This is a genomic window from Microbulbifer mixtoriginis (SeqCode) (genome assembly GCF_052467705.1).
Window position 1 is genome coordinate 2,409,101 of record NZ_CP174322.1, and the last position, 19,271, is coordinate 2,428,371.

Here is a 19,271-nt window from a genome sequence, read left to right on the forward strand (position 1 = left end):
ACGGAATCGCCATGAAATCATTTCTTAGTGGTTTTTAGAGGCGTATTTGTGTTGTTGATACGTTCTCATACTTTTCAAATATGGATTTTGCCCTGAGGTTTTATTGGGTGCTAGGTGATTTTACTGTTTAAGTGATGGTGTAAGGTGTTAATAGTGAGTGGGTTAAATAAATATTTGATTTTGGGAATACTTTTTTTAAGTGTTTCGGCTGTCGCCTATGAAGGTCCATTTATTTCTGATGGCACTCCTTGGGCTAGGCTGGCATCTAATGGTACTTTTGCAATTTACCCTATGCCTACTGCCGCTAGCTGTTTTGACGATAAAGTCAGTGTTGTCAATACAGAGGACCCGGAGATGAAAGGTATGGTTATGTCTTTAGTGCTTGCTGCACAAATGTCTAACAGAAACGTTAAAATGTGGGTGGAAAAATATGATTCCACTACGCCTCAGCGCTGTAAATTAGCATTTATAGAGATTAATTGATTGTATGCTAGTGCATGCCGTTATGGGGGCTGGTTTATGTCTGCGAATAAAGTCTGGTTCTAGATTCTAAGTAATTACTCTTTTTTTGGTTTATGGGAGTTGTCAATGAAAAGCATATATAGAATTTTATTTTTGGGGTTTTTCTTCTTAAGCGTTTATGCATCAGCAGCGGAAGGCCCTTTTTATTCTGATGGTACCCCTTGGGTTAGAGTGTCATCCAATGGAGATTTTGTCATTTATCGTATGCCCTCTTCGGCAGGCTGCTATGGCGATAAAATTAGTGTGGGCAAGCTGGAAGATCCCGATATGCGAAAAATGACTCTATCTTTGGTGACCGCTGCCCAGATGTCAGAGAGAAGGGTTAAAGTATGGGTGAATTATGTTGGTTCTACTGCGCCGCAGCGTTGTACGCTGGCATTCATTGAGGTGGAGTAATAGATAGATTCCCCTGCCTGCAGTGGGCTGTCTTTTGTTAGTGGTGGTGGAAAAGTATCAGCCATCTTCATGTTGGGTTTTGCTTTCATGTTTTTGATGGGGAGCCCTAAGGGTTATTTATGAAAAAAATTATTTGTGTCTTTTTATTGTCTTTTGTTGCTCAGGCTTCTTTGGCGGATACTTCCACTCCGTTAATTACTATTAAAGCTATTGGTACCGGCTGGGGATCAAGTGACCTTTTTATTGAGTCCAATGAAAATGTCATTGTGGAAGATTGTTCAAATGTAAGGTTGAAGGTAAGTTCAACTAACCCTATGTTTAACCATATCCTCTCTATAGCACTCTCCGCTTACCATACCAAATCGAAAGTAACCCTTAGGGTGAAAGGCTGTGATGGAACCGATATGAATGCAGTGGCGATCAAGATTACAGATTAATCCTTTAAGTCCTAAGGCTTATGGGTGTGGGTTAAATAGAATCTTGTGTGGTTAGGATTTGTTGTTGAGTCGAATGATAGTGTCGGAAGTTTTTGTGAAAAAATTTATTTGCGTTTTTTTGTTGTTTTTGATTTCTCAAGTTGCTATGGCGGATACAACTACGCCTCCAATCACCATTAAAAGTGTTGGGATAGGTTGGGGCTTGGCCGAGCTCTATATCGAGTCTAATGAAAATGTCATAGTGGAAGACTGTGCTTCTGCAAGATTGAAGGTCAGTTTAACTAACCCAATGTTTGATCATATTCTCTCCATAGCACTTTCCGCTTATCACACCAACTCGAAGGTGACCCTTAGGGTGAAAGGCTGTGATGGCAGCGATATGAATGCTGTCTCTATTAGAGTGTCCGAAGACGTTTAAGGTTTGTGGTAATGATAGATGCAAAGGCAGTGGTAAAGACTAGCTCTGTTGCCAGCTGCCTATAAGATAGGTAAGTCAATGAATTCTAATGGCCCGATCAAGTTTATCAAGAATTTATAATGTGGCTTTCCCTATAAGCGCTAGGCGTTACTCCACCCCAACGTTTAAAAGCTTTTCCAAACGCACTCTCATCCGTGTACCCAAGCGCTACAGCGATTTCCAGGTTGGTTTTTTCCCCCTCTCTTAACCACTGCTTTGCATAATAGCTGCGTACCTCATCCTGTAATACACGGAAGCTAAGCTGTTCTTCTTGTAATTTTCGCGCTAGGTGCCTTGGGCTAAGGCAAAGGCGCTGTGCGACTTGCTCACGTGTTAAGTTTGGAGCTTGCTGCAGCAATAGGGTTACTTTCCGGTACAGGGATTTCTTTGTAAGCGCCTGTAGGAGGGCTTCTGCCTTTGGCTTTAAGCAGGCCTCCACTTCTTTATCTGCGGCGATTAATGGCAGCGACAGATCTTTAGTGGGAAATTGGATTGCCGACACCTCTGCATTGAACTCTACGGGTATTTGTAACAGTGCCTGATAGCGTTGCTGCAGGGCAAGGCTAGGCGCAGGGTAAGCGAGTAGTAGTTTAAGGGGCTGAAACTTCCCGCCAGTTAAAATTCGGGTTTGCGCAATACAAGCAGCGAGCACCGTTTCTACTCGGATTTGCGCAAAATTCAGGAAGTTGGGGTGATAGCAGAGGTTTACCGAGAATGCATCGCGTCGCAGTTCAAAGTGCCCACCTTCGCCCAGCAGTGGGTGGTAACTAATCAATTGCTCTATCGCCTCTCCCAAATCTTTTTGCGTCATCAGCAGGTAACCCACTAGGCCGATTTGGTTGGCCTGCATGGCAAGCCCGAGCTTAATACCCAGTAGAGTGTCGGGGTAGCTATTGATTACCGACTCCCACAGCCGCTCCTGCAGATGAATAGAGATGCGTTCCTTCTGGTGTATTTGGGACAGGATTTTATTGGTTTCCCCCGGTATAGGGAGATCCATGCTGGCTAGAGCCTCTAGTAAAGCTTTGGTATAGCTCAGATTAACGCTTCTGGTGTCGGTCAAATCCATTATGAATGTCCCAAAATAACCAGTACCTGCCCGATAATGACGATCCTTAGGGTGTTTGTCACGATATATTCCTTCTGACACATCTCTTAAACAAGTCATCAGGGAGGGGCAACTACCGTGAAACCTTACGCCGTAATTGGTGCCGGCCCTATGGGGCTTTGCACCGTTCGAAATTTACTCAAGCATGGTATTCCCTGTATCGGCTTTGAGTTGCACGGTGATGTGGGTGGCTTATGGGATATTGATAACCCCACCAGCACTATGTATGAGTCGGCCCACCTTATTTCCTCCAAGAAAATGACTGAATTCGCTGAGTTTCCGATGGGGGAGAGTGTTGCTGACTACCCAAGCCATCGGGAGATGCGGGATTACTTTTGCTCCTATGCGAGAGAATTTGGCCTTTACGGCCATTACGAGTTCGATACAGAAGTTTTGAGATGCGAGCGCAGTGGAGAAAACTGGCTGATTACCACTCGTAGAAAGTGGCAGGAAAGAACTCGGGAGTTTAGCGGATTACTCATTGCCAGCGGCACTTTGCACCACCCCAATCAACCCGCACTTCCAGGCCAATTTAGCGGGGAGTTGTTACATTCTGCACAATACCAGTCCTCTGAAATCTTTGCTGGAAAAAGAGTCCTGTTGATTGGTTGTGGCAACAGTGGAGCCGATATTGCTGTAGACGCAGTCCATAAAGCGAAAAGCGTTGATATCAGCCTGCGCCGAGGCTATTACTTTCTGCCGAAGTACATAGCCGGTAAGCCTATCGATCAGCTGGGCGGCAAGCTTCGGTTACCGCTCTTTGTTAAGCGGCGCCTTACAAAAGCGCTGGTCAAATTTTCTTTAGGCAGCCCATCTCAATATGGTTTGCCAGAGCCCAATTACCGACTCTTTGAATCCCACCCGGTAGTCAACTCCTTATTGCTGTATCATATTGGCCATGGCGATATCAACCCCAGGTCTGATATCAAATCGGTGCATGGGAATAAGGTGAAGTTCTCAGAGGGTGGATGTGGAGAATATGACCTGATCGTACAGGCCACCGGTTACAAGTTGCACTATCCGTTTATCGATAGCAGTGAACTGAACTGGAGTGGTTATGCACCGAGCCTGTATCTGAATGTATTTCATCCTGAATCCGATAACCTATTTATGATGGGTATGGTGGAGGCGGCTGGATTGGGATGGGAAGGGCGTAACAAGCAAGCAGAGCTTGTTGCCCTTTATATTCGCCAGCTAATTTCTGGTGCACCGTCTGCTAATAGATTTAGGAAAATCATCCAGCAGAGATCGGCAAATCGTGTAAACGGCGGTATGCGTTATCTGGATCTTGAGCGCATGGCGTATTACGTACATAAAGAGGCCTATTTAAAGGCACTCAGAACGCATAAGGCAGATTTACAAAAAGACCTGCTACCGCGAAAGGAGGTTTTTCATACAAATAGATCAGAAGCGACTTCCTGACAGGAGCCTCAGAATGAACAAACGGGTTTTAATTACCGGGGCGGCGGGATATATCGGTCATCAGCTTGGGGAGCAATTGAGTAAGACTTTCCCTGTGATCGGGGTGGATATTCGAACTAGAGCCGCGAGTTTTCCCATTCTGGCGCGGGATATTTGCGATAAAGACCTTGGCCAGTTTATTCAGGCGGAATCTATAACCCATGTGATTCATCTAGCGTCGGTAATGGCTGCGGGTCGTGATCATGCCGCTGAATACCGTATAGATGTGGAAGGCACAAGGAATATATTAGAGGCCTGTCTCTACGCTGGGGTTGAACATATCACTGTGACAAGTAGCGGCGCCGCCTATGGTTATTATCCGGATAATCCACCCAGGCTCGAAGAGCATCATCCCTTGAGGGGGAATCCTGAATTTGGCTACTCCAATAACAAGCGTAAAGTAGAGGAGTTGCTGGCAGAATACCGTGAGCGGTATCCGTATCTCAAACAGCTGGTTTTTCGCGTGTCTTCTGTGTTGGGTGCAAAGACCAATAACAAAATCAGCGCACTTTTTAGCCGAAAAGTACTTCTGGATCCCGGTGGGCACAATTCCCCCTTTGTTTTTATCTGGGACCAGGATGTGATCCGCGCACTTACGTTTGGTGTGAGTACTGGGGCGAGTGGCATATTCAATCTAACCGGTGATGGCAGTCTTAGCCCCAGGGAAATAGCTCAGACTCTGTATAAGCCACTGGTAAGGCCACCAGTCTGGCTGATAAAAGCGGTTCTCTGGCTGGGTTACAGCCTCCACTTAACAGATACCCACCCAGACCATGTAGCCTTTTTGCAATACAGACCGGTATTGGATAACCGCCGCTTGAAAGAAGAGTTGGGCTTTATACCGGAGAAGACTTCCAGAGAAGTCTTCCGCCTGTTTGCAGAAAAATCTCTCGGTATGGTAGCGCTCTCCAGTAAATCGCCCTTGCTTGTGGAGGAAAGTTGAAATGGTCACAAGTCAGTCGGAAAATTTACAGAAGACTTTTGTGATTACAGGGGCTGCCGAAGGCTTGGGTTGGGCGATTACCCTGTGCCTTGCAAAAAAATATAGAGCTGAATTTGTTCTGGTCGATATTTCCACCGAAAAACTTCGCCAAAGAGAGGCCCAGCTTAGGGCTCTCGATGTTCGGGTCAGAATATATACCGTTGATCTATCAAATTATTTGGCCGTAGAGGAGCTGGTTGAATCCTTACGGAATGAGTACTTGAGAGTTGACCTGTTGGTAAACAATGCCGGCATTACGCATCGAAGTCTCTCTTCACAAACGTCCAGCGCGGTTATTCGCAAGGTGATGGTGGTGAATTACCATGCACCGGTAGAGCTTACTCAAGGCTTGTTTGCGGGGCTAAAAGCGGCCTCTGGCTGTGTGGTAAATATCAGTTCAATGGCTGGATGGATGCCGGTATTGGGGCGCGCGGGCTATTGTGCAGCCAAGAGTGCATTGCACCAGTATTTTGAGGTGTTCCGTGAGGAAGTGCGGAACGATGGAGTTAGTGTATTAATGGTTTACCCAAGTTTCCTGGCTACAGCGATTGAGCAAAACGCTCTAGCTGGAGATGGTGGGCAGGCCAGGCACCAAAGGAGCACCGTGGGAGCGGTGCGTAGCCCTGAGTGGATGGCCAATCAGATTTTGACGGCATTGGAAAAGGGCAGGGAGCGTTGGTTTCCAAAAGATATAAGCCTGATTGGAGCCTACTTGTACAGGCTGGCCCCGACGACCTTTCTCAAACAGTTAAGAAGGCGCTTTCGTATGGAGCTAGGTACCACTCCCTAAGGTACAACTCCCTAGTGGGAGCACTCTAGGACGCTGAGTGAACTATAGCTTAGGAGGAAAATCTTTAAAGTAGGCCATTTATAATACAGCTATTGAGTTATCTGCTTCATTCCTTCCCTTAATTTCTATTTTTATAGACAAGAGTTAGCTTTAGGTGCTACTATCCTGATAGCTGGTATAAACGCCCAGTTTTTATTTTAGTTCAACTCGTAGTTTTAGTCATAATCCTTCGTTCTGTCTCTTTTAAATTCTCAGTTTTTGCCCGCTCGACCAACAGGTCAACTATGATCAATTTATTTTCTCAGGATATTTATTATGTCTAACACAACGACTGGTACTGTTAAGTGGTTTGATGAAGCCAAGGGTTTTGGTTTTATTGCACAAAAATCCGGCCCCGATGTTTTTGCACACTTCAGCAATATTGCCAGCAGTGGCTTTAAAACATTGCAGGAAGGGCAAGCTGTAGAATTTACAGTGACCCAGGGTGCCAAGGGCCCTCAGGCAGAAAATATTATTTGCCTTTAATTTTTAAGTCTTATTGCTTTTTAGTGATGGCTTGTTTATCGCCCTTTCGAGTTTTGCTCGTAAGGGCGATATCGTATAAATTGTATATATAGTTTATTCTATTTCTTCAAGTAGCCAATCAAGAAACACACTAACCTGCTTGTTATTTATATTACGGCCTGGGATTACTGCGTAATATGAAAGCCCTTCAGCCTTTTGCTTTATAGCTGTGCTTTTATACGGCAACAACCATCTGTTCTGTAAGGCATTCTGAATTAGTAGGGAACTGACTAAAGCAATCCCCTGGCTAGCCAATGCGGCTTGTATGACATGATACTCCTGATCATATTGACGAATGGTAAGGTTTTTATTGAAGTCGCCAAGTAAGGATTTCCAACTGAATGGGGTTAAAGATTGGTTGATCCATTTGGTTTCTAATAGCTGCGCCTGCTCGAGGTCGGTTATGTTTGCTAAGTAGTTCCGCGTAGCATACATACCCACTGATTCAGTAATAAGCCTTGTACTATTTTTGGCTTTTGGATCAAATTCACCGTAGCGAATAGCTACATCAATGTGTCGGTCGCGCTCAATATCATCTATCTGTTCACCGGTCGAAATGGATATCTCGATACCAGGATGCTTCTGATAAAAGCGCTCCAGGTGGGGAACCAGCCACAGAGCCGCAAAAGATGAAGTTGTACTGACAGCAATCACACGATTTGAGTTAGCGATTTCACCTATTGCTGCGGCAAGTTGCTGAAAGGCTCGTGAAGTTGTTTCTGCGAGTAGCCTTCCTTCTTCTGTTAATTGTATTGCGCGGGTTTTACGCTCAAACAGCTGGCTGCCTAGCGTTTCTTCCAGGCTTTTTATCTGATGGGATACTGCTGTAGGGGTAATAAAGAGTTCCTCCGCAGCTTTCTTGAAGCTACCGAGCCTCGCAGCCGCATCAAAAACCTTTAAGGAATTGAGGGAGGGTAGGTTTGGATACATGGACTACTCTTCCTTATAGATGAAATTAATTCATCTGTAAGGAAGAATATCTCATTTGTCAAGAGTGCTTGTAGGCTGCACTATCGCTGGACCAAATGATGAATTTTCCGAGGTCTAGTAGATGAAAACCCTTCTTCATATTGAAGCCAGCGCCCAGATTTTTGGGGCTATTCAGGTGCCGGAGGAGTATAGGGACATACCAAAACACTCCTCTATCTCCAAGGCCGTTGCCGCAAGTTTTGTGAAGCGTTGGCTTGGGCTAAGACCAAAAGATAAACTCATCTATAGGGATGTTGGCCAGACCCCGCCAGGATTCATTACCCAGGACTGGATTGCCTCTGTATTCACTCCAGAAGATCAGCGCAGTGAAGAGCAAAAATCGTTGGTTACATTATCGGATACTTTGATCAATGAACTCGACCAGGCGGATGTCATAGTAATGTCCTCCCCAATGTATAACTACGGTATGCCGGCGGCTTTAAAAGCCTGGTTCGACCAGGTGATACGTATTAACAAGACCTTCACCTTTGACTTGGCCCGTGGAGACTATCCACTTGTGCCCATTATGTCGGGGAAGGTTCTGGTGCTAATTACTTCTGCCGGAGAGTTTGGCTTTGCAGAGGGGGGAATACGCGAGAACATGAATCACTTGGGTCCTCATATCAGGACATTGAGCCATTACCTGGGGGTCGATCAAGTCCATGAGATCAACGTTGAATATCAGGAGTTTGAGGATGAGCGGCATCGAAATTCGGTAAACCAGGCCTTGTTGCAAAGTCAGTCATTGGCCGAAGAGCTTGCGACTAAACTCAAAAGTCAACTTACTCACTCTCATTCAACGCAGCCCAAAGCGCTCGCCCTAAGAAAGCAAAGTATTGCTCAAATACAAGATTGAACTGCTGGCGCTGGGTCCTATCGGGAAGAGGCCAAGCAAGGCCTCTTTACTGACCTTTAAGCCCGCCATCAGAAGAGTCATAAAAAGAAGATGTCCTTGGCCGACCATCGATTCTATTTCGTCCCCCAAGTTTTTTAGCTCTATGAAATAAACTTCAGGGTTTGGTCAATCGCTTGCTCAGTATTACAGCGTTGCACCTCTAAATGATGAACGCCACTGTTGTGAAGCTTCTCCTGAATTTGAGCTAGCTCCTCATCACTGGTGAGGTGAGGATGTCTGGTAAGGCGTACTTGCATTGCTGTTCCCGCCTCGACGAGTAGCTCTACACATTGCCAGGGAGCTGTACCGCTACCATCCACCCCAGTAATGGCAGGGTAATTTTCCGGCAACGCTTTTATATCGAGCCCAACCCAGTCCAAACTGGGGATCAAGCGACTCAGTTTTCGAGGGTAGATCCCGGCGGTATGTAAACCTATCTTAAACCCCAGGCTTCGGGCTTGGGCAATGGCTGCTTCCAGTGCCCCCTGGGCAGTTGGCTCTCCGCCAGAAAATACCACCGCATCCAGCAGTCCTTGCCGGCTGGCGAGGAACCCCAATATCTGGTCCCAGTCGTAGGCACTGGGCGCGCGGGCCGGCAACAGATCACCATTATGGCAGTAGCGGCAACGCCAGGGGCACCCCTGGCAAAAGACCACCGCGGCCAATTCACCAGGGAAGTCGATAGCGGTAAATGGTGTAAAACCGCCAATGCGCAGCTTTTCAGCCATAGCTATTTGCCATTACCTGCAACAAAAAAGCGGCGCTCCCTGTGTTCCGATTGTTTGCCTGGATTCCAGAAGGAGACAGGGCGGTGATAGCCCATCACCCGACTCCAGACTTCACAGCGGGTACGGTTTTCATTTTTGAGTGGTGAGGTTGGTTTATTCATGATGTCTCTCTTTGGTGGTTGGTTTTAATCGCTGCAGCAAGATTGCTCACGAGCGAGCAGAGCCTCATCGCAGCGGGGACAGAATTCGTGTTCGCCGCTCAGGTAGCCGTGTACTGGGCATATAGAAAAGCTGGGAGTTACTGTGATATAGGGCAGCCGATAATTTTTCAGGGCGCGCTGTAATAAGCGGCGGCAGCTATCGGCATCTGGCAGTTGTTCACCCAGGTATAGGTGCAGCACAGTGCCGCCCGTATAACGGGATTGTAGGGATTCCTGCCGGGCCAACGCTTCGAAAGGGTCATCGGTAAAGCCGACTGGTAGCTGGGATGAGTTGGTATAGTAAGGTGCTTCCGTGCTGCCAGCCTGAATAATATCCTCATAGCGCTTTTGGTCTTCGCGGGCAAAACGGTAAGTAGTTCCCTCAGCGGGTGTTGCTTCGAGATTATAGAGGTGGCCGGTTTGTTCCTGGAACTCTGTCATTCGCAAACGAATATGGTCGAGCAACTGCTCGGCCAGTTGTTTACCAGGCTCTGTGACGATACTTTCACGGTCTTCGCTAAAGTTTCGTAGCATTTCATTAATGCCATTAACGCCAATGGTGGAGAAATGATTACGCAAAGTGCCAAGATAGCGACGTGTATAGGGAAACAGGCCGGCATCCATATGCCGCTGAATCACTTTACGTTTCACTTCCAGGGAATCCCGTGCAAGTAGCAGTAGTTTATCTAACTGGGCGAGCAGGAGGTCCCAGTCCCCCTTATACAAATAGCCCAGGCGTGCACAGTTGATCGTTACTACACCGAGCGAGCCGGTTTGTTCGGCGGAGCCGAATAATCCATTGCCCCGTTTAAGTAGCTCTCGCAGGTCCAACTGTAGGCGACAGCACATGGAGCGCACCATGTTTGGACTGAGATCTGAGTTAATAAAGTTTTGGAAGTAGGGCAGTCCATAGCGGGCTGTCATGGCAAATAGCCGCTCCGCATTCTCGCTCTCCCAGGGAAAGTCCTCACTGATATTGTAAGTTGGAATTGGGAAAGTAAAGACCCTGCCGCGCGCGTCCCCCTCGCTCATCACCTCAATATAGGCGCGGTTTATCAGGTCCATTTCCACCTGCAGGTCACCATAAGTGAATGGCATTTCTTTGCCGGCAATCACCGGCACCTGCTCTCGCAAGTCTTGAGGACAAACCCAATCGAAAGTGAGGTTGGTAAAGGGGGTCTGGGTGCCCCAGCGGGATGGCACGTTCAGGTTAAAAATCAGCTCTTGCATACACTGGCGCACACTGGCGTAATCCAGCTGATCCTTGCGTACAAAGGGTGCGAGATAAGTATCGAAGGAGCTAAATGCCTGGGCTCCAGCCCATTCGTTTTGCAATGTGCCAAGAAAGTTAACGATCTGCCCAACTGCACTGGTCAAGTGGGCGGGCGGTGCAGACTCCACTTTGCCGGGAACCCCATTCAACCCCTCGTGCAGCAGGGTGCGAAGTGACCAGCCTGCGCAATAGCCGGCCAACATATCCAGGTCATGGATGTGTAAATCGCCATCCCGGTGGGCTGCACCAATCTCCGGGGAATAGACATGATTTAGCCAGTAATTGGCAATCATTTTACCGGCACTATTTAAAATCAGGCCGCCGAGGGAGTAGCCCTGGTTGGCATTGGCAGCGACACGCCAGTCCGCCTGCTCCAGATATTCTTCAATGGAAGCCCCAACATCTACCAGAGTTTGTCGGTCATTGCGTATGCGCGCATGTCGCTCACGATAGGCGATATAGGCCCGAGCAGTATCTATATAATCGCAATTGATTAATATTTGCTCGGCGATATTTTGGATTTCCTCAATATCGACTGGTGTCACAGCATCAAAGCGATGATTAATCACCTTCAAGATGCCCTGGGTTAGCCAATCAACTTCATCTTCACCAAATTCACCAGTTACTTGTCCTGCGCGTATCAACGCCGAAGTAATTCGTTGAGAATCAAAGGCCACAGCGCGACCATCCCGCTTTCGCACCAGAAAACTGCTTAGGTTTTGAGTAGGAGATAACGCACTGTCAATTTCTGGGGTAGAGGTACTGGTCATGGGCTTTCCTTCACAGATTTGAGGGAAGGTTATAGAAGTGCAAGAGAGGAGCGCTTGATCTGGATCACTATATATGGTGTCTACTGATAACTTTTAGCACATTATATTGTATCCACTGGCTGGGGTGCCTAGCTGAAAAATATTGTGTCTTCAAGATGTCGGCACTGGGGTAATGGGGGTAAGGGTATAGGATTTTCAGGTAGTTCGTATAAGAAACAATCTATTTGGTACTTGGCGCTAGATATCGATATGTCATTGATATTTTCATATCAAGTGATTGGCACTATTAGAAAATGATTAGAATGCAGAGCCTTTGCTCTTTCTGAGGGGCTTTAAGGATGTTATTTTTATGTCAATATTTTATTTGGCTTCATTTTTTCAAAAACCAAATATGATAATTATGCGAGTTTTCTTGGAGGGGGTAGTAGATATGCCTGGTTGTGATTTGGGGAGTGTCAGTGAAATTTGGTGATGCGGTTAGACGTGTGGCTTTAGCCTTCATTCGAGAAAAACAGTTACCCGAAAGTGTTTGGTATGGAGATCGTATCGATTTCACATTTACCTCATTGTTTTGGGGAGCGCTTTTGCTTTCAGCCTCAATTGTACTTTCCCCATTAATTTGGTTACTTCTCCAGCCCGTGCTTTATTTTATGTCCCAGGATATATCTAATCCTGTGGAGAGATGGCTCTGGCTTCTTCTGCTAGTTGTATTTATGGTAATTGTTAGGGTGCTTGATAGCTTTGTTCGGAAGGCAGATAGGAAACTTAGAATTTCATATGATGACTTGGGTTTGGGAGAAAAATTGATCTATTGGTTGGCTTCATTAGCTGCATTCAGTTGGATGTTTTCTCCTGGATTGGTAACAACTATGGATAGACTGTTTACAATGTTATTATGTATGTGGTATGTCTTTTTTTGTTCTATTCTTGCCGGTATGTTTTAGAGAAGTAGTAGCGATCAGCTATGTTCACTAGCTGCCTTGGTTGTTAAGGAATGGAGAATTGGAGCTAAAATAATTAGGGTCAGAGTAAAATATTTACACCAAATTATACTTTTCCATTAAGTGGATGAGCAGAATTCCCAGTTGCCGCCCACAGCTTGCTAGCCCCATCCAGCAGCTGAAAAACCTTTATCTTTGCAGCGGCTAAAGAAAGCAACTCAAAAATAAAAATAAAAATAAACCTCCACTAATTGACCTCAGTGAGAAAAAGATCGTTCTCCTGATTCTATTGGCCATCTCTTGTTTGTTACAGATAGGAAGCGGAACGGCGAGAGAGCAGGTGTTGCTGAAGCCTGGGTTGCTGCGTGAGAAATAAAAAATCGCTCAAAAATAACTGCTTTAGATTGATCCAGGCTTAGCAGAAAATGGCAGAAAGAAAGCCTCGACAATCTCAAAAGCCGCACCCCAGTGCTTTCGCACCTTTATACAGGCCAAGCCCACAGCCTCTGTTAATCCCGGCGGTTGCCTAAGGCAAGTTTCACCGATATATCTGAAAAAGAGCTTGTGCCCAAAGGGAAATTCTATTCGATGAAATTTAAACCTGGATATCTATAGATTGGAGAGCTGAAGTCCAAACCATATTTTGTTTTTGCATGCACTTTCGTGGAACCGATCATGAGGAGAAAGAGGGGGCTATTAATAAAGAGTGATACTTATTCCAATGATAGTTGAATCATACTCCAAACTATCCCCTTTTCCTTATGAGCCAATCCGATTTGAAATTTCCTTCAAACGAATAACCTGCTGAACATAGAGTGGTAACGCAGATACCTTCCCAATAAAGTCGAAAACGTACATTAATAAGGCAACGATCAATCCATAGTTAACCAGGCCCCCATCGATTGCTGCTATGGGAGCGTAAACAAACAAAGCGACTATGCCAGCCCACAATATAAAGTAGGTGCCTGTTTCCAGGTCGCTCAATTCAATATTCCACTGCATAAGGCGCCGGAAGTGGGCTTTCGCGTGCTCAACATTTGGCTGTTTAATCGCATCAACCTGATATTCCAGTTCATTATTATAAGATTCATTCAGTTGGTAATTGGTATTTCCGATTACGGAATAGATCAGGGTAATCAAAGCTAGGAGAGCCAGGCAAGCGAGAAAGATATTGAAGTTGATGGCGCTAATAATAATGAGTAACCCCACCGTGCCAATAGTAACGGTAATAATTTCCGGTAGGCTGTTTTCAAAAAACTCGACAATTTCAGTTAACAAACTGGAGCGCGCAGTAATAGTCGATACAGACTGTTTCTTTGCTTTTTCACGGGCTACCATTTCCGAAGTAACTACTTGATAAATATGTGCGTAGACTCTGGTATCGTAAAATCTTCGGGCGCTTCCTATAAGAATAGAAATGCTACCTAAGGTTGCCAAAAGATAGATGCCATTGTAGGACTGTTCTAATAGACTATTGATAGCCCAGCCGATGGCAAGTGGAAAAAGTAGTTCGAGGAGTGTTTCAATAACGACTAGCGATAGGGTCAAGGATACTCGCCACTTAAATCGGGTAAAAATCGAAAGTAAAGAATGTTTGTGCTTGCCTTTCGTATAATCATCATCTGTTGATTTTGAAACAGTGGTAACTGGCTGAGTCATTTAACAACACTCTCAATGCTTAACGAGCAACGCCATTGCAAAATGTGTGAAACGCTAAATCGGCCAGCGTATCATGATCTATGGATTCTGCATTTTTTGTTAGCCAGGATGTATAAAGCAGCCCCTCTACCAGGTTTACCACCCAGGAAGTAGGAAGTTTCTTGGACAGGCTGCCTTCAGATTTTGCGTATTCCACCAATGTCGCGATTTCACTCTCTTGTTTCTCATAGATAGTGGTGAGCTCTGGGTCATCTTCATCAAAGTCTCCCAACTTCATTAAAAACTCCATTTCGGCCGACAGCGGAAAAATCGCTTTGAACATCAGGTGGAAAGCTTGCAGAGCGGATTCAGCCTCGCTTTCCAAGTGTTCGGTGGCTTTATCAAATGCCTCCAGGCAGTGAATCGCAACCGCCTTAATCAGCTTTTCTCTCGTGTCATAAAGGCGGTAAAGGGTAGTGCGCCCAACTCCGGCCGCCCGGGCAATATCGCTAAAGGATGCCTCCCTATTTTTGCTCAGGAGTTCCATACTCGCCTTCATGATCGCAGTTTGTGACTTCTGAATACGCGCATCTAGGTGATCAGCCATGGAGTTATTACCTGAACTTTATGGAACATACTTGTATCATAATCTGCTATTAGTTATGGTTCAAGTGTGTTCCATAAAATGTAAGTTGCCTAGGCATGATGAAAATGGCGGGAATCTGGTTAAAGCGGCGGGCTGCAGGTATTGTTGCCACCAGCTTGCTGGTCTTGGTGGGGCTATGGCTTATGGCTGAGCAGCAGCCTGCAGCCATGGTGGAGAAGTCCAAAGAGTCTGGCCTTACTGTTACTGTCGTGGAGGCAGTGCCGGCGGATGCTCAGCTTGAAGTCAAAACAACAGGCATAACACAACCCCGCTGGGCGACTGAGGTTATCGCATCAGTGAGCGGGCGTGTCACCCATATTGCTAACCACGCAATGCCGGGCAGCCTCATTAGGAAAGGTGAAATACTGGCGTCGCTACAGGATACTTTTTACCAGGCTGAACTCCGTGCTGCTCAAGCCAGAGTGTCAGAGGCTGAACTCAACTTGGCCGAAATACTCATGCGTCAATACGTGGCAAAACGCGGGGATAAAGCGAAGTCATCATTTGGCCGACTGGAGCCGCATGTCAAAGCCGCAGAGGCAAATCGAGAAGCGGCGAGGGGAGCTCTCGCATCCTCCCAGCAGAGGTTGGCTGATACACAAATTAAAGCGCCTTTTGACTCGGTGGTTATTGCCGATTTAATCCATCCTGGTCAATGGATAAATGAGGGGGATGTACTCTTTCGAGTAGCAGCCAGTGACTACCTGGATGTCAAAGTTGAGCTTTCCGAGCAGACTTGGCAGCGCTTAAACGGCCTTCAGCAAGGCCCCTACAAAATCACAATAGAGGCGCCTGATGGACAACAATGGCAGGCCTCGGTCCGTTACCTAAACCCAATCATGGATGCGGACACCCGTCAGCGCAGCCTTATGCTGCAGGTGGCTAACCCCTTTCAGCGCGAGACCCCTTTGCTTGCTGATCAACAGGTCGATGTAGTGTTTGGAGGCAACATACAGAGCTATGTTGTCAGTGCACCAGCATCGGTTCTTACAGAAGATGGGAAAGTATGGAGCGTTTCTGAACAATCCCTACTTTTGGAAGAGATAGAACTACTGGATATGCGGCCGGATTCGGTTCTATTTCGTTACAAGAATCGGCCCCACCAGAATCGTCAGCTTGTTCGCTTTCCTTTGACCAACTTTTTAGAAGGTCAAGCGGTTGCAATGACTATCCACTAAGGCCTGCATATGAAAACACTCACACGTTGGTTTCTGGATAACCCGGTTGCCGCTAACCTGCTCATGGTATTCATTTTAGCTGCAGGCTTGCTGACCTTTCAAAATCTGCGGGTGGAAAGCTTTCCACAAATTCCACCTACAGAAGTCGAAATCTCCGTTGTCTACCCCGGCGGTACTGCCCGCCAGGTCGATGAGAGTATTACACAGCGTATTGAGGAAGCTATTAGTGGTGTTGCGGGAATAAAGCGCATAACCAGCCAATCAAGCCAAGGTTACGCTTTATTGGTAGTGAAAAAAAATACTAATGTGAACCTGGATCGTTTGATTGAAGATATTCGCAATCAAGTTGAAAGTATCGAAGGGTTTCCCGTATTGGCGGAACGGCCGCGTATTTATCGCAGTGAATATACGAATCTTGCGGCGTTTGTCATGGTCTACGGTGGTGACAATAATGATTCGCTTCAACAGGTATCCTCACGAGTAGAGCGAGCGCTTAAGAAGCATCCTGCTATTTCCAAAGTGACATACCTGGGGAAAAGAAAGCAACTACTGGCTATAGAGCCAGACCTCAGGAAGCTTCAACGCTACGGTTTATCTCTTGAAAACCTAACGGAACGTATTCGCCAGTGGTCAGTGGAATATCGCAGTGGTGAATTAAGAACGGCCAATGGCAATATTGTGCTGCAGGGCAGTTCCCTGGCTGACAACTTGGCGGAGCTTAGGAATATTCCCATTATCACTAAATCGACGGCACGAGTGAGACTCAGTGATATCGCTACGGTTAAGCGAGATTATGAGCAAACCGACAGTATTGTTCGATATCAGGGGCAACCAGCAATCGCACTGATGGTATCCACCAGCCAAAAAGACAACCTGTTTCATATCCATGAAGCCACACAATCAGTATTAGAATCATTGGAATCGACATTACCCAAGAACCTGCAGTTGGATGTAATGGCTGATATGTCTCCCTATATTTCCGAGCAATTAGACTTGCTAAGTTCCAACGCCTTGCAGGGATTATTAATCGTCTTATTGCTATTGGTGCTTTTTTTAGATACGCGGCTGGCCTTTTGGGTTGCCTTAGGTATTCCCATATCCCTGGCTGGTGCGATTACATTGATGGGTTTTCCTTCCCTGGATTACAGCATCAACGATATCACTATATTCGGTATGATTTTGGTACTGGGGATATTGGTAGATGATGCCGTTGTGGTCGGTGAAAGTATTCACCAGGCGAGACAAAATACAACTGACACGAAAGAGGCTGCCTGGAAAGGGGTTGAAGCCGTAGCCGTGCCCACAGTTTTTGGCGTATTGACTACAATTGCGGCCTTCTCACCGATGTTATGGATTGAAAATGAATTGGCAAAAGTCTTATCAGGATTCTCTGCTGTAGTGATATTTGCATTGATATTTTCATTAATTGAGAGCAAATTTATATTACCCGTGCATTTAAGCTATCCAAAAACGCATACTCAAACTAGTGGCACAATAAAACGATGGATTGAGATTGCCAGAGAGAAATGTAACCGTTTATTAAATCAATTTTCGGATAAGATATATACTCCGCTTTTGTCATTGAGCCTGGCAAACCGGAAAACAAGTATCAGTCTATTTGTCACCTTTTTGCTGCTGGCCTATGGCGCTATGTTCAAGGGACATATCGCTTCAGTATTCTTTCCCGAAATTCCAGGACGCTATGCCACGGTTAAAGTCACTATGCAGCATGGAGTTGCAAATACTTTAGCGGAACGCAACACCGATCAACTTGAACAGGCCATCAAGCGCACCGCAAATAGATTGCAACAGGAGTATGAACTTCCGGAGTCACCTGTTAGCAAGTATATCGTGTCAAAGGACGGCACCAAGACCATAGAGTTGACAGCGGAATTAACACATGATGCTCTGGCCAGAGTAGAGAGCAACCGCTTTTTAGAGGAGCTGCGGCTGCAAACAGGTATCCTGGAGGGAAGCTATGCAGTGAAGTTTAGCCTTACGGAAGAGCCGGCGGGGGATACTGCCATTGCGGTTTCTGCCAGCAATCGAGATCAGGCGAAACAAGTGGCTGGCCGCCTCAAGGCTCTACTCGCAGAGTTACCCGGTGTGAACGATGTCTACGATGATAGCCAACTAGCCAAAAGACAGCTGAAAATTACGGTCAATGAGCGGGGAGCCAGCCTGGGAATTGATCAAAGTAACCTGGCAGTGCTGATAGGGGGAGCATTCGGCCAGATTGAGATACATAGGCTGTTGGATAAAGGGGAAGAGACATTGGTATTGGCTCGCTTACCTCAAATTCAGACTAAAACAATCGAGCAGTTAAAAGCCACTCCCATTAACCTGGGTAACAACAGCTACGTAACCTTAGGTGAAATCGCCCAGCTGAAGTATGAGCGGGAACCGGAGGTAATTTATCGGCGAGATCGCGATGAAGTGGTCAGCATCTACTGGCGTCAGAATCGCTCTGTCAGTTCACCGGAAAAAAACTGGGAGCGATTAAAAGAAGAGCTGGTGCCAGAACTGGAGCGCCTTTATCCGGGTGTCCAAATTAAAGCCGTTGGTGAATTTGCCGAAATAGTAGAAGTACAGGCTGGATTTAAAAAGTCCATGTTGCTGACGCTTTTACTTATCTACGTTTTGTTGGCGATACCATTAAAATCCTATTGGCAACCAGTGATTATTATGTCGGTGATTCCAATGGGCTTTGCGGGGGCAATTATTGGACACGGCCTACTGGGCTTCCCAGTAAGCTTATTATCCTTATTTGGAATGATGGCAATGACTGGGGTAGTGATTAACGATTCCCTAGTATTAATGAGCCGATTTAATCAGCTCTACGCGCAGGGTGTGCCAGTAAAAACAGCGCTACTTCAGGCTGGGAAAAGTCGCGTAAGGGCAATTTTCTTAACTACGGTGACTACTATCTGTGGGTTGCTACCCTTATTAGCCGAAACCAGCGAGCAAGCCCAATATTTAAAGCCAGCGGCTATATCCTTAGTGTTCGGGGAGCTATTTGCTACACCGATTACTCTAATACTGATCCCTTTGTTGCTTTCTTTTAAGCAGAGCAAACTTGCTTTGAAAAGCGATAGTGCTTCTTATCCTGGACAGGTCTCGCTTAGGTGACTTAAGCTGTAAGGTTAAGCTGATGAGTGGACGTTTAGGAGCGAGCGCCGGCTAGACGTTCATTTATTTGATGCTAAAGCCTCCAGTTTTTTGCGGAAGCAGGTGCTCGGCTGTCATCAATAAGCAATTCGGGAGTGCTCATACTGAATAATATCACCCATTTTTAATAGAGCTTTATGAGTGTAGA

17 protein-coding genes and 1 pseudogene are annotated in these 19,271 nt (G+C 46.2%); 12 read left to right on the forward strand and 6 right to left on the reverse strand.

The features are described from left to right. Window positions 1-153 precede the first annotated feature (153 nt). From ACJJIB_RS10705 to ACJJIB_RS10720, 4 genes are all read left to right on the forward strand, one after another. Window positions 154-483, forward strand: coding sequence for a hypothetical protein (locus ACJJIB_RS10705; protein ID WP_444888877.1), 330 nt, complete (start codon window positions 154-156; stop codon window positions 481-483). Between the two features lie 105 nt (window positions 484-588). Then, window positions 589-918, forward strand: a complete 330-nt coding sequence (locus tag ACJJIB_RS10710; RefSeq protein ID WP_444888878.1) for a hypothetical protein — start codon at window positions 589-591, stop codon at window positions 916-918. 119 nt (window positions 919-1,037) lie between these two features. Continuing rightward, window positions 1,038-1,355, forward strand: a complete 318-nt coding sequence (locus ACJJIB_RS10715; protein ID WP_444888879.1) for a hypothetical protein — start codon at window positions 1,038-1,040, stop codon at window positions 1,353-1,355. A gap of 94 nt (window positions 1,356-1,449) precedes the next feature. Next, window positions 1,450-1,773: a hypothetical protein gene (locus tag ACJJIB_RS10720; protein ID WP_444888880.1), complete on the forward strand. Its 324-nt coding sequence runs from the start codon at window positions 1,450-1,452 to the stop codon at window positions 1,771-1,773. Window positions 1,774-1,879: 106 nt separating this feature from the next. Here the strand turns inward: ACJJIB_RS10720 and ACJJIB_RS10725 are convergent, their stop codons facing one another. Continuing rightward, window positions 1,880-2,881, reverse strand: coding sequence for an AraC family transcriptional regulator (locus tag ACJJIB_RS10725; RefSeq protein ID WP_444888881.1), 1,002 nt, complete (start codon window positions 2,879-2,881; stop codon window positions 1,880-1,882). A gap of 117 nt (window positions 2,882-2,998) precedes the next feature. On the opposite strand from ACJJIB_RS10725, the gene ACJJIB_RS10730 reads away from it, so the two are divergent. The 4 genes from ACJJIB_RS10730 (at window position 2,999) to ACJJIB_RS10745 (ending at window position 6,678) form a co-directional block, all read left to right on the forward strand. Further along, a complete protein-coding gene (locus ACJJIB_RS10730) occupies window positions 2,999-4,342 on the forward strand; it encodes a flavin-containing monooxygenase (protein ID WP_444888882.1) in 1,344 nt (447 codons plus the stop codon). A 13-nt stretch (window positions 4,343-4,355) separates the two neighbouring features. Then, on the forward strand, window positions 4,356-5,324 hold the full coding sequence (locus ACJJIB_RS10735; protein ID WP_444888883.1) for an SDR family oxidoreductase: 969 nt from the start codon (window positions 4,356-4,358) through the stop codon (window positions 5,322-5,324). A 1-nt stretch (window position 5,325) separates the two neighbouring features. Beyond that, window positions 5,326-6,153: an SDR family NAD(P)-dependent oxidoreductase gene (locus tag ACJJIB_RS10740; RefSeq protein WP_444888884.1), complete on the forward strand. Its 828-nt coding sequence runs from the start codon at window positions 5,326-5,328 to the stop codon at window positions 6,151-6,153. Window positions 6,154-6,468: 315 nt separating this feature from the next. Then, window positions 6,469-6,678 carry a cold-shock protein gene (locus ACJJIB_RS10745; protein ID WP_020412807.1) on the forward strand — a complete coding sequence of 70 codons (210 nt, stop codon included), beginning with the start codon at window positions 6,469-6,471 and terminating at the stop codon, window positions 6,676-6,678. A 93-nt stretch (window positions 6,679-6,771) separates the two neighbouring features. On the opposite strand, the gene ACJJIB_RS10750 is transcribed toward ACJJIB_RS10745, so the two are convergent. After that, window positions 6,772-7,647: a LysR family transcriptional regulator gene (locus ACJJIB_RS10750; protein ID WP_444888885.1), complete on the reverse strand. Its 876-nt coding sequence runs from the start codon at window positions 7,645-7,647 to the stop codon at window positions 6,772-6,774. Between the two features lie 121 nt (window positions 7,648-7,768). On the opposite strand from ACJJIB_RS10750, the gene ACJJIB_RS10755 reads away from it, so the two are divergent. Beyond that, the gene (locus tag ACJJIB_RS10755) at window positions 7,769-8,542 is read left to right on the forward strand and encodes an FMN-dependent NADH-azoreductase (RefSeq protein ID WP_444888886.1); all 774 of its coding nucleotides are present in this window, start codon (window positions 7,769-7,771) and stop codon (window positions 8,540-8,542) included. Window positions 8,543-8,682: 140 nt separating this feature from the next. Here ACJJIB_RS10755 and ACJJIB_RS10760 read toward each other — a convergent pair whose 3' ends face one another. Further along, window positions 8,683-9,309, reverse strand: a complete 627-nt coding sequence (locus tag ACJJIB_RS10760; protein WP_444886042.1) for an anaerobic ribonucleoside-triphosphate reductase activating protein — start codon at window positions 9,307-9,309, stop codon at window positions 8,683-8,685. 2 nt (window positions 9,310-9,311) lie between these two features. Next, a pseudogene (locus tag ACJJIB_RS10765) lies at window positions 9,312-11,552 on the reverse strand (ribonucleoside triphosphate reductase). A gap of 458 nt (window positions 11,553-12,010) precedes the next feature. On the opposite strand from ACJJIB_RS10765, the gene ACJJIB_RS10770 reads away from it, so the two are divergent. Then, window positions 12,011-12,496 (forward strand): hypothetical protein, encoded by a 486-nt coding sequence (locus ACJJIB_RS10770; RefSeq protein WP_444886043.1) that lies wholly within the window; start codon window positions 12,011-12,013, stop codon window positions 12,494-12,496. A gap of 756 nt (window positions 12,497-13,252) precedes the next feature. Here the strand turns inward: ACJJIB_RS10770 and ACJJIB_RS10775 are convergent. Both ACJJIB_RS10775 and ACJJIB_RS10780 read right to left on the reverse strand, forming a co-directional pair. Beyond that, window positions 13,253-14,152, reverse strand: a complete 900-nt coding sequence (locus tag ACJJIB_RS10775; protein ID WP_444886044.1) for an ABC transporter six-transmembrane domain-containing protein — start codon at window positions 14,150-14,152, stop codon at window positions 13,253-13,255. A 19-nt stretch (window positions 14,153-14,171) separates the two neighbouring features. Next, window positions 14,172-14,738 carry a TetR/AcrR family transcriptional regulator gene (locus tag ACJJIB_RS10780; RefSeq protein WP_444886045.1) on the reverse strand — a complete coding sequence of 189 codons (567 nt, stop codon included), beginning with the start codon at window positions 14,736-14,738 and terminating at the stop codon, window positions 14,172-14,174. 104 nt (window positions 14,739-14,842) lie between these two features. Here ACJJIB_RS10780 and ACJJIB_RS10785 point away from each other — a divergent pair, with 104 nt between their 5' ends. Further along, window positions 14,843-15,955: an efflux RND transporter periplasmic adaptor subunit gene (locus ACJJIB_RS10785; RefSeq protein WP_444886046.1), complete on the forward strand. Its 1,113-nt coding sequence runs from the start codon at window positions 14,843-14,845 to the stop codon at window positions 15,953-15,955. Window positions 15,956-15,964: 9 nt separating this feature from the next. After that, entirely contained in the window at window positions 15,965-19,084 is a 3,120-nt protein-coding gene (locus ACJJIB_RS10790; RefSeq protein ID WP_444886047.1) for an efflux RND transporter permease subunit, read from the forward strand. Window positions 19,085-19,271 lie beyond the last annotated feature (187 nt).

Excerpts from the sequence above, each read along its gene's own strand:
- ACJJIB_RS10710 (WP_444888878.1), top strand. The coding sequence starts at position 589 with ATGAAAAGCATATATAGAATTTTATTTTTGGGGTTTTTCTTCTTAAGC.
- ACJJIB_RS10715 (WP_444888879.1), top strand. The coding sequence starts at position 1,038 with ATGAAAAAAATTATTTGTGTCTTTTTATTGTCTTTTGTTGCTCAGGCT.
- ACJJIB_RS10725 (WP_444888881.1), bottom strand. The coding sequence starts at position 2,881 with ATGGATTTGACCGACACCAGAAGCGTTAATCTGAGCTATACCAAAGCT.
- ACJJIB_RS10735 (WP_444888883.1), top strand. The coding sequence starts at position 4,356 with ATGAACAAACGGGTTTTAATTACCGGGGCGGCGGGATATATCGGTCAT.
- ACJJIB_RS10740 (WP_444888884.1), top strand. The coding sequence starts at position 5,326 with ATGGTCACAAGTCAGTCGGAAAATTTACAGAAGACTTTTGTGATTACA.
- ACJJIB_RS10745 (WP_020412807.1), top strand. The coding sequence starts at position 6,469 with ATGTCTAACACAACGACTGGTACTGTTAAGTGGTTTGATGAAGCCAAG.
- ACJJIB_RS10750 (WP_444888885.1), bottom strand. The coding sequence starts at position 7,647 with ATGTATCCAAACCTACCCTCCCTCAATTCCTTAAAGGTTTTTGATGCG.
- ACJJIB_RS10755 (WP_444888886.1), top strand. The coding sequence starts at position 7,769 with ATGAAAACCCTTCTTCATATTGAAGCCAGCGCCCAGATTTTTGGGGCT.
- ACJJIB_RS10760 (WP_444886042.1), bottom strand. The coding sequence starts at position 9,309 with ATGGCTGAAAAGCTGCGCATTGGCGGTTTTACACCATTTACCGCTATC.
- ACJJIB_RS10775 (WP_444886044.1), bottom strand. The coding sequence starts at position 14,152 with ATGACTCAGCCAGTTACCACTGTTTCAAAATCAACAGATGATGATTAT.
- ACJJIB_RS10780 (WP_444886045.1), bottom strand. The coding sequence starts at position 14,738 with ATGGCTGATCACCTAGATGCGCGTATTCAGAAGTCACAAACTGCGATC.
- ACJJIB_RS10785 (WP_444886046.1), top strand. The coding sequence starts at position 14,843 with ATGGCGGGAATCTGGTTAAAGCGGCGGGCTGCAGGTATTGTTGCCACC.
- ACJJIB_RS10790 (WP_444886047.1), top strand. The coding sequence starts at position 15,965 with ATGAAAACACTCACACGTTGGTTTCTGGATAACCCGGTTGCCGCTAAC.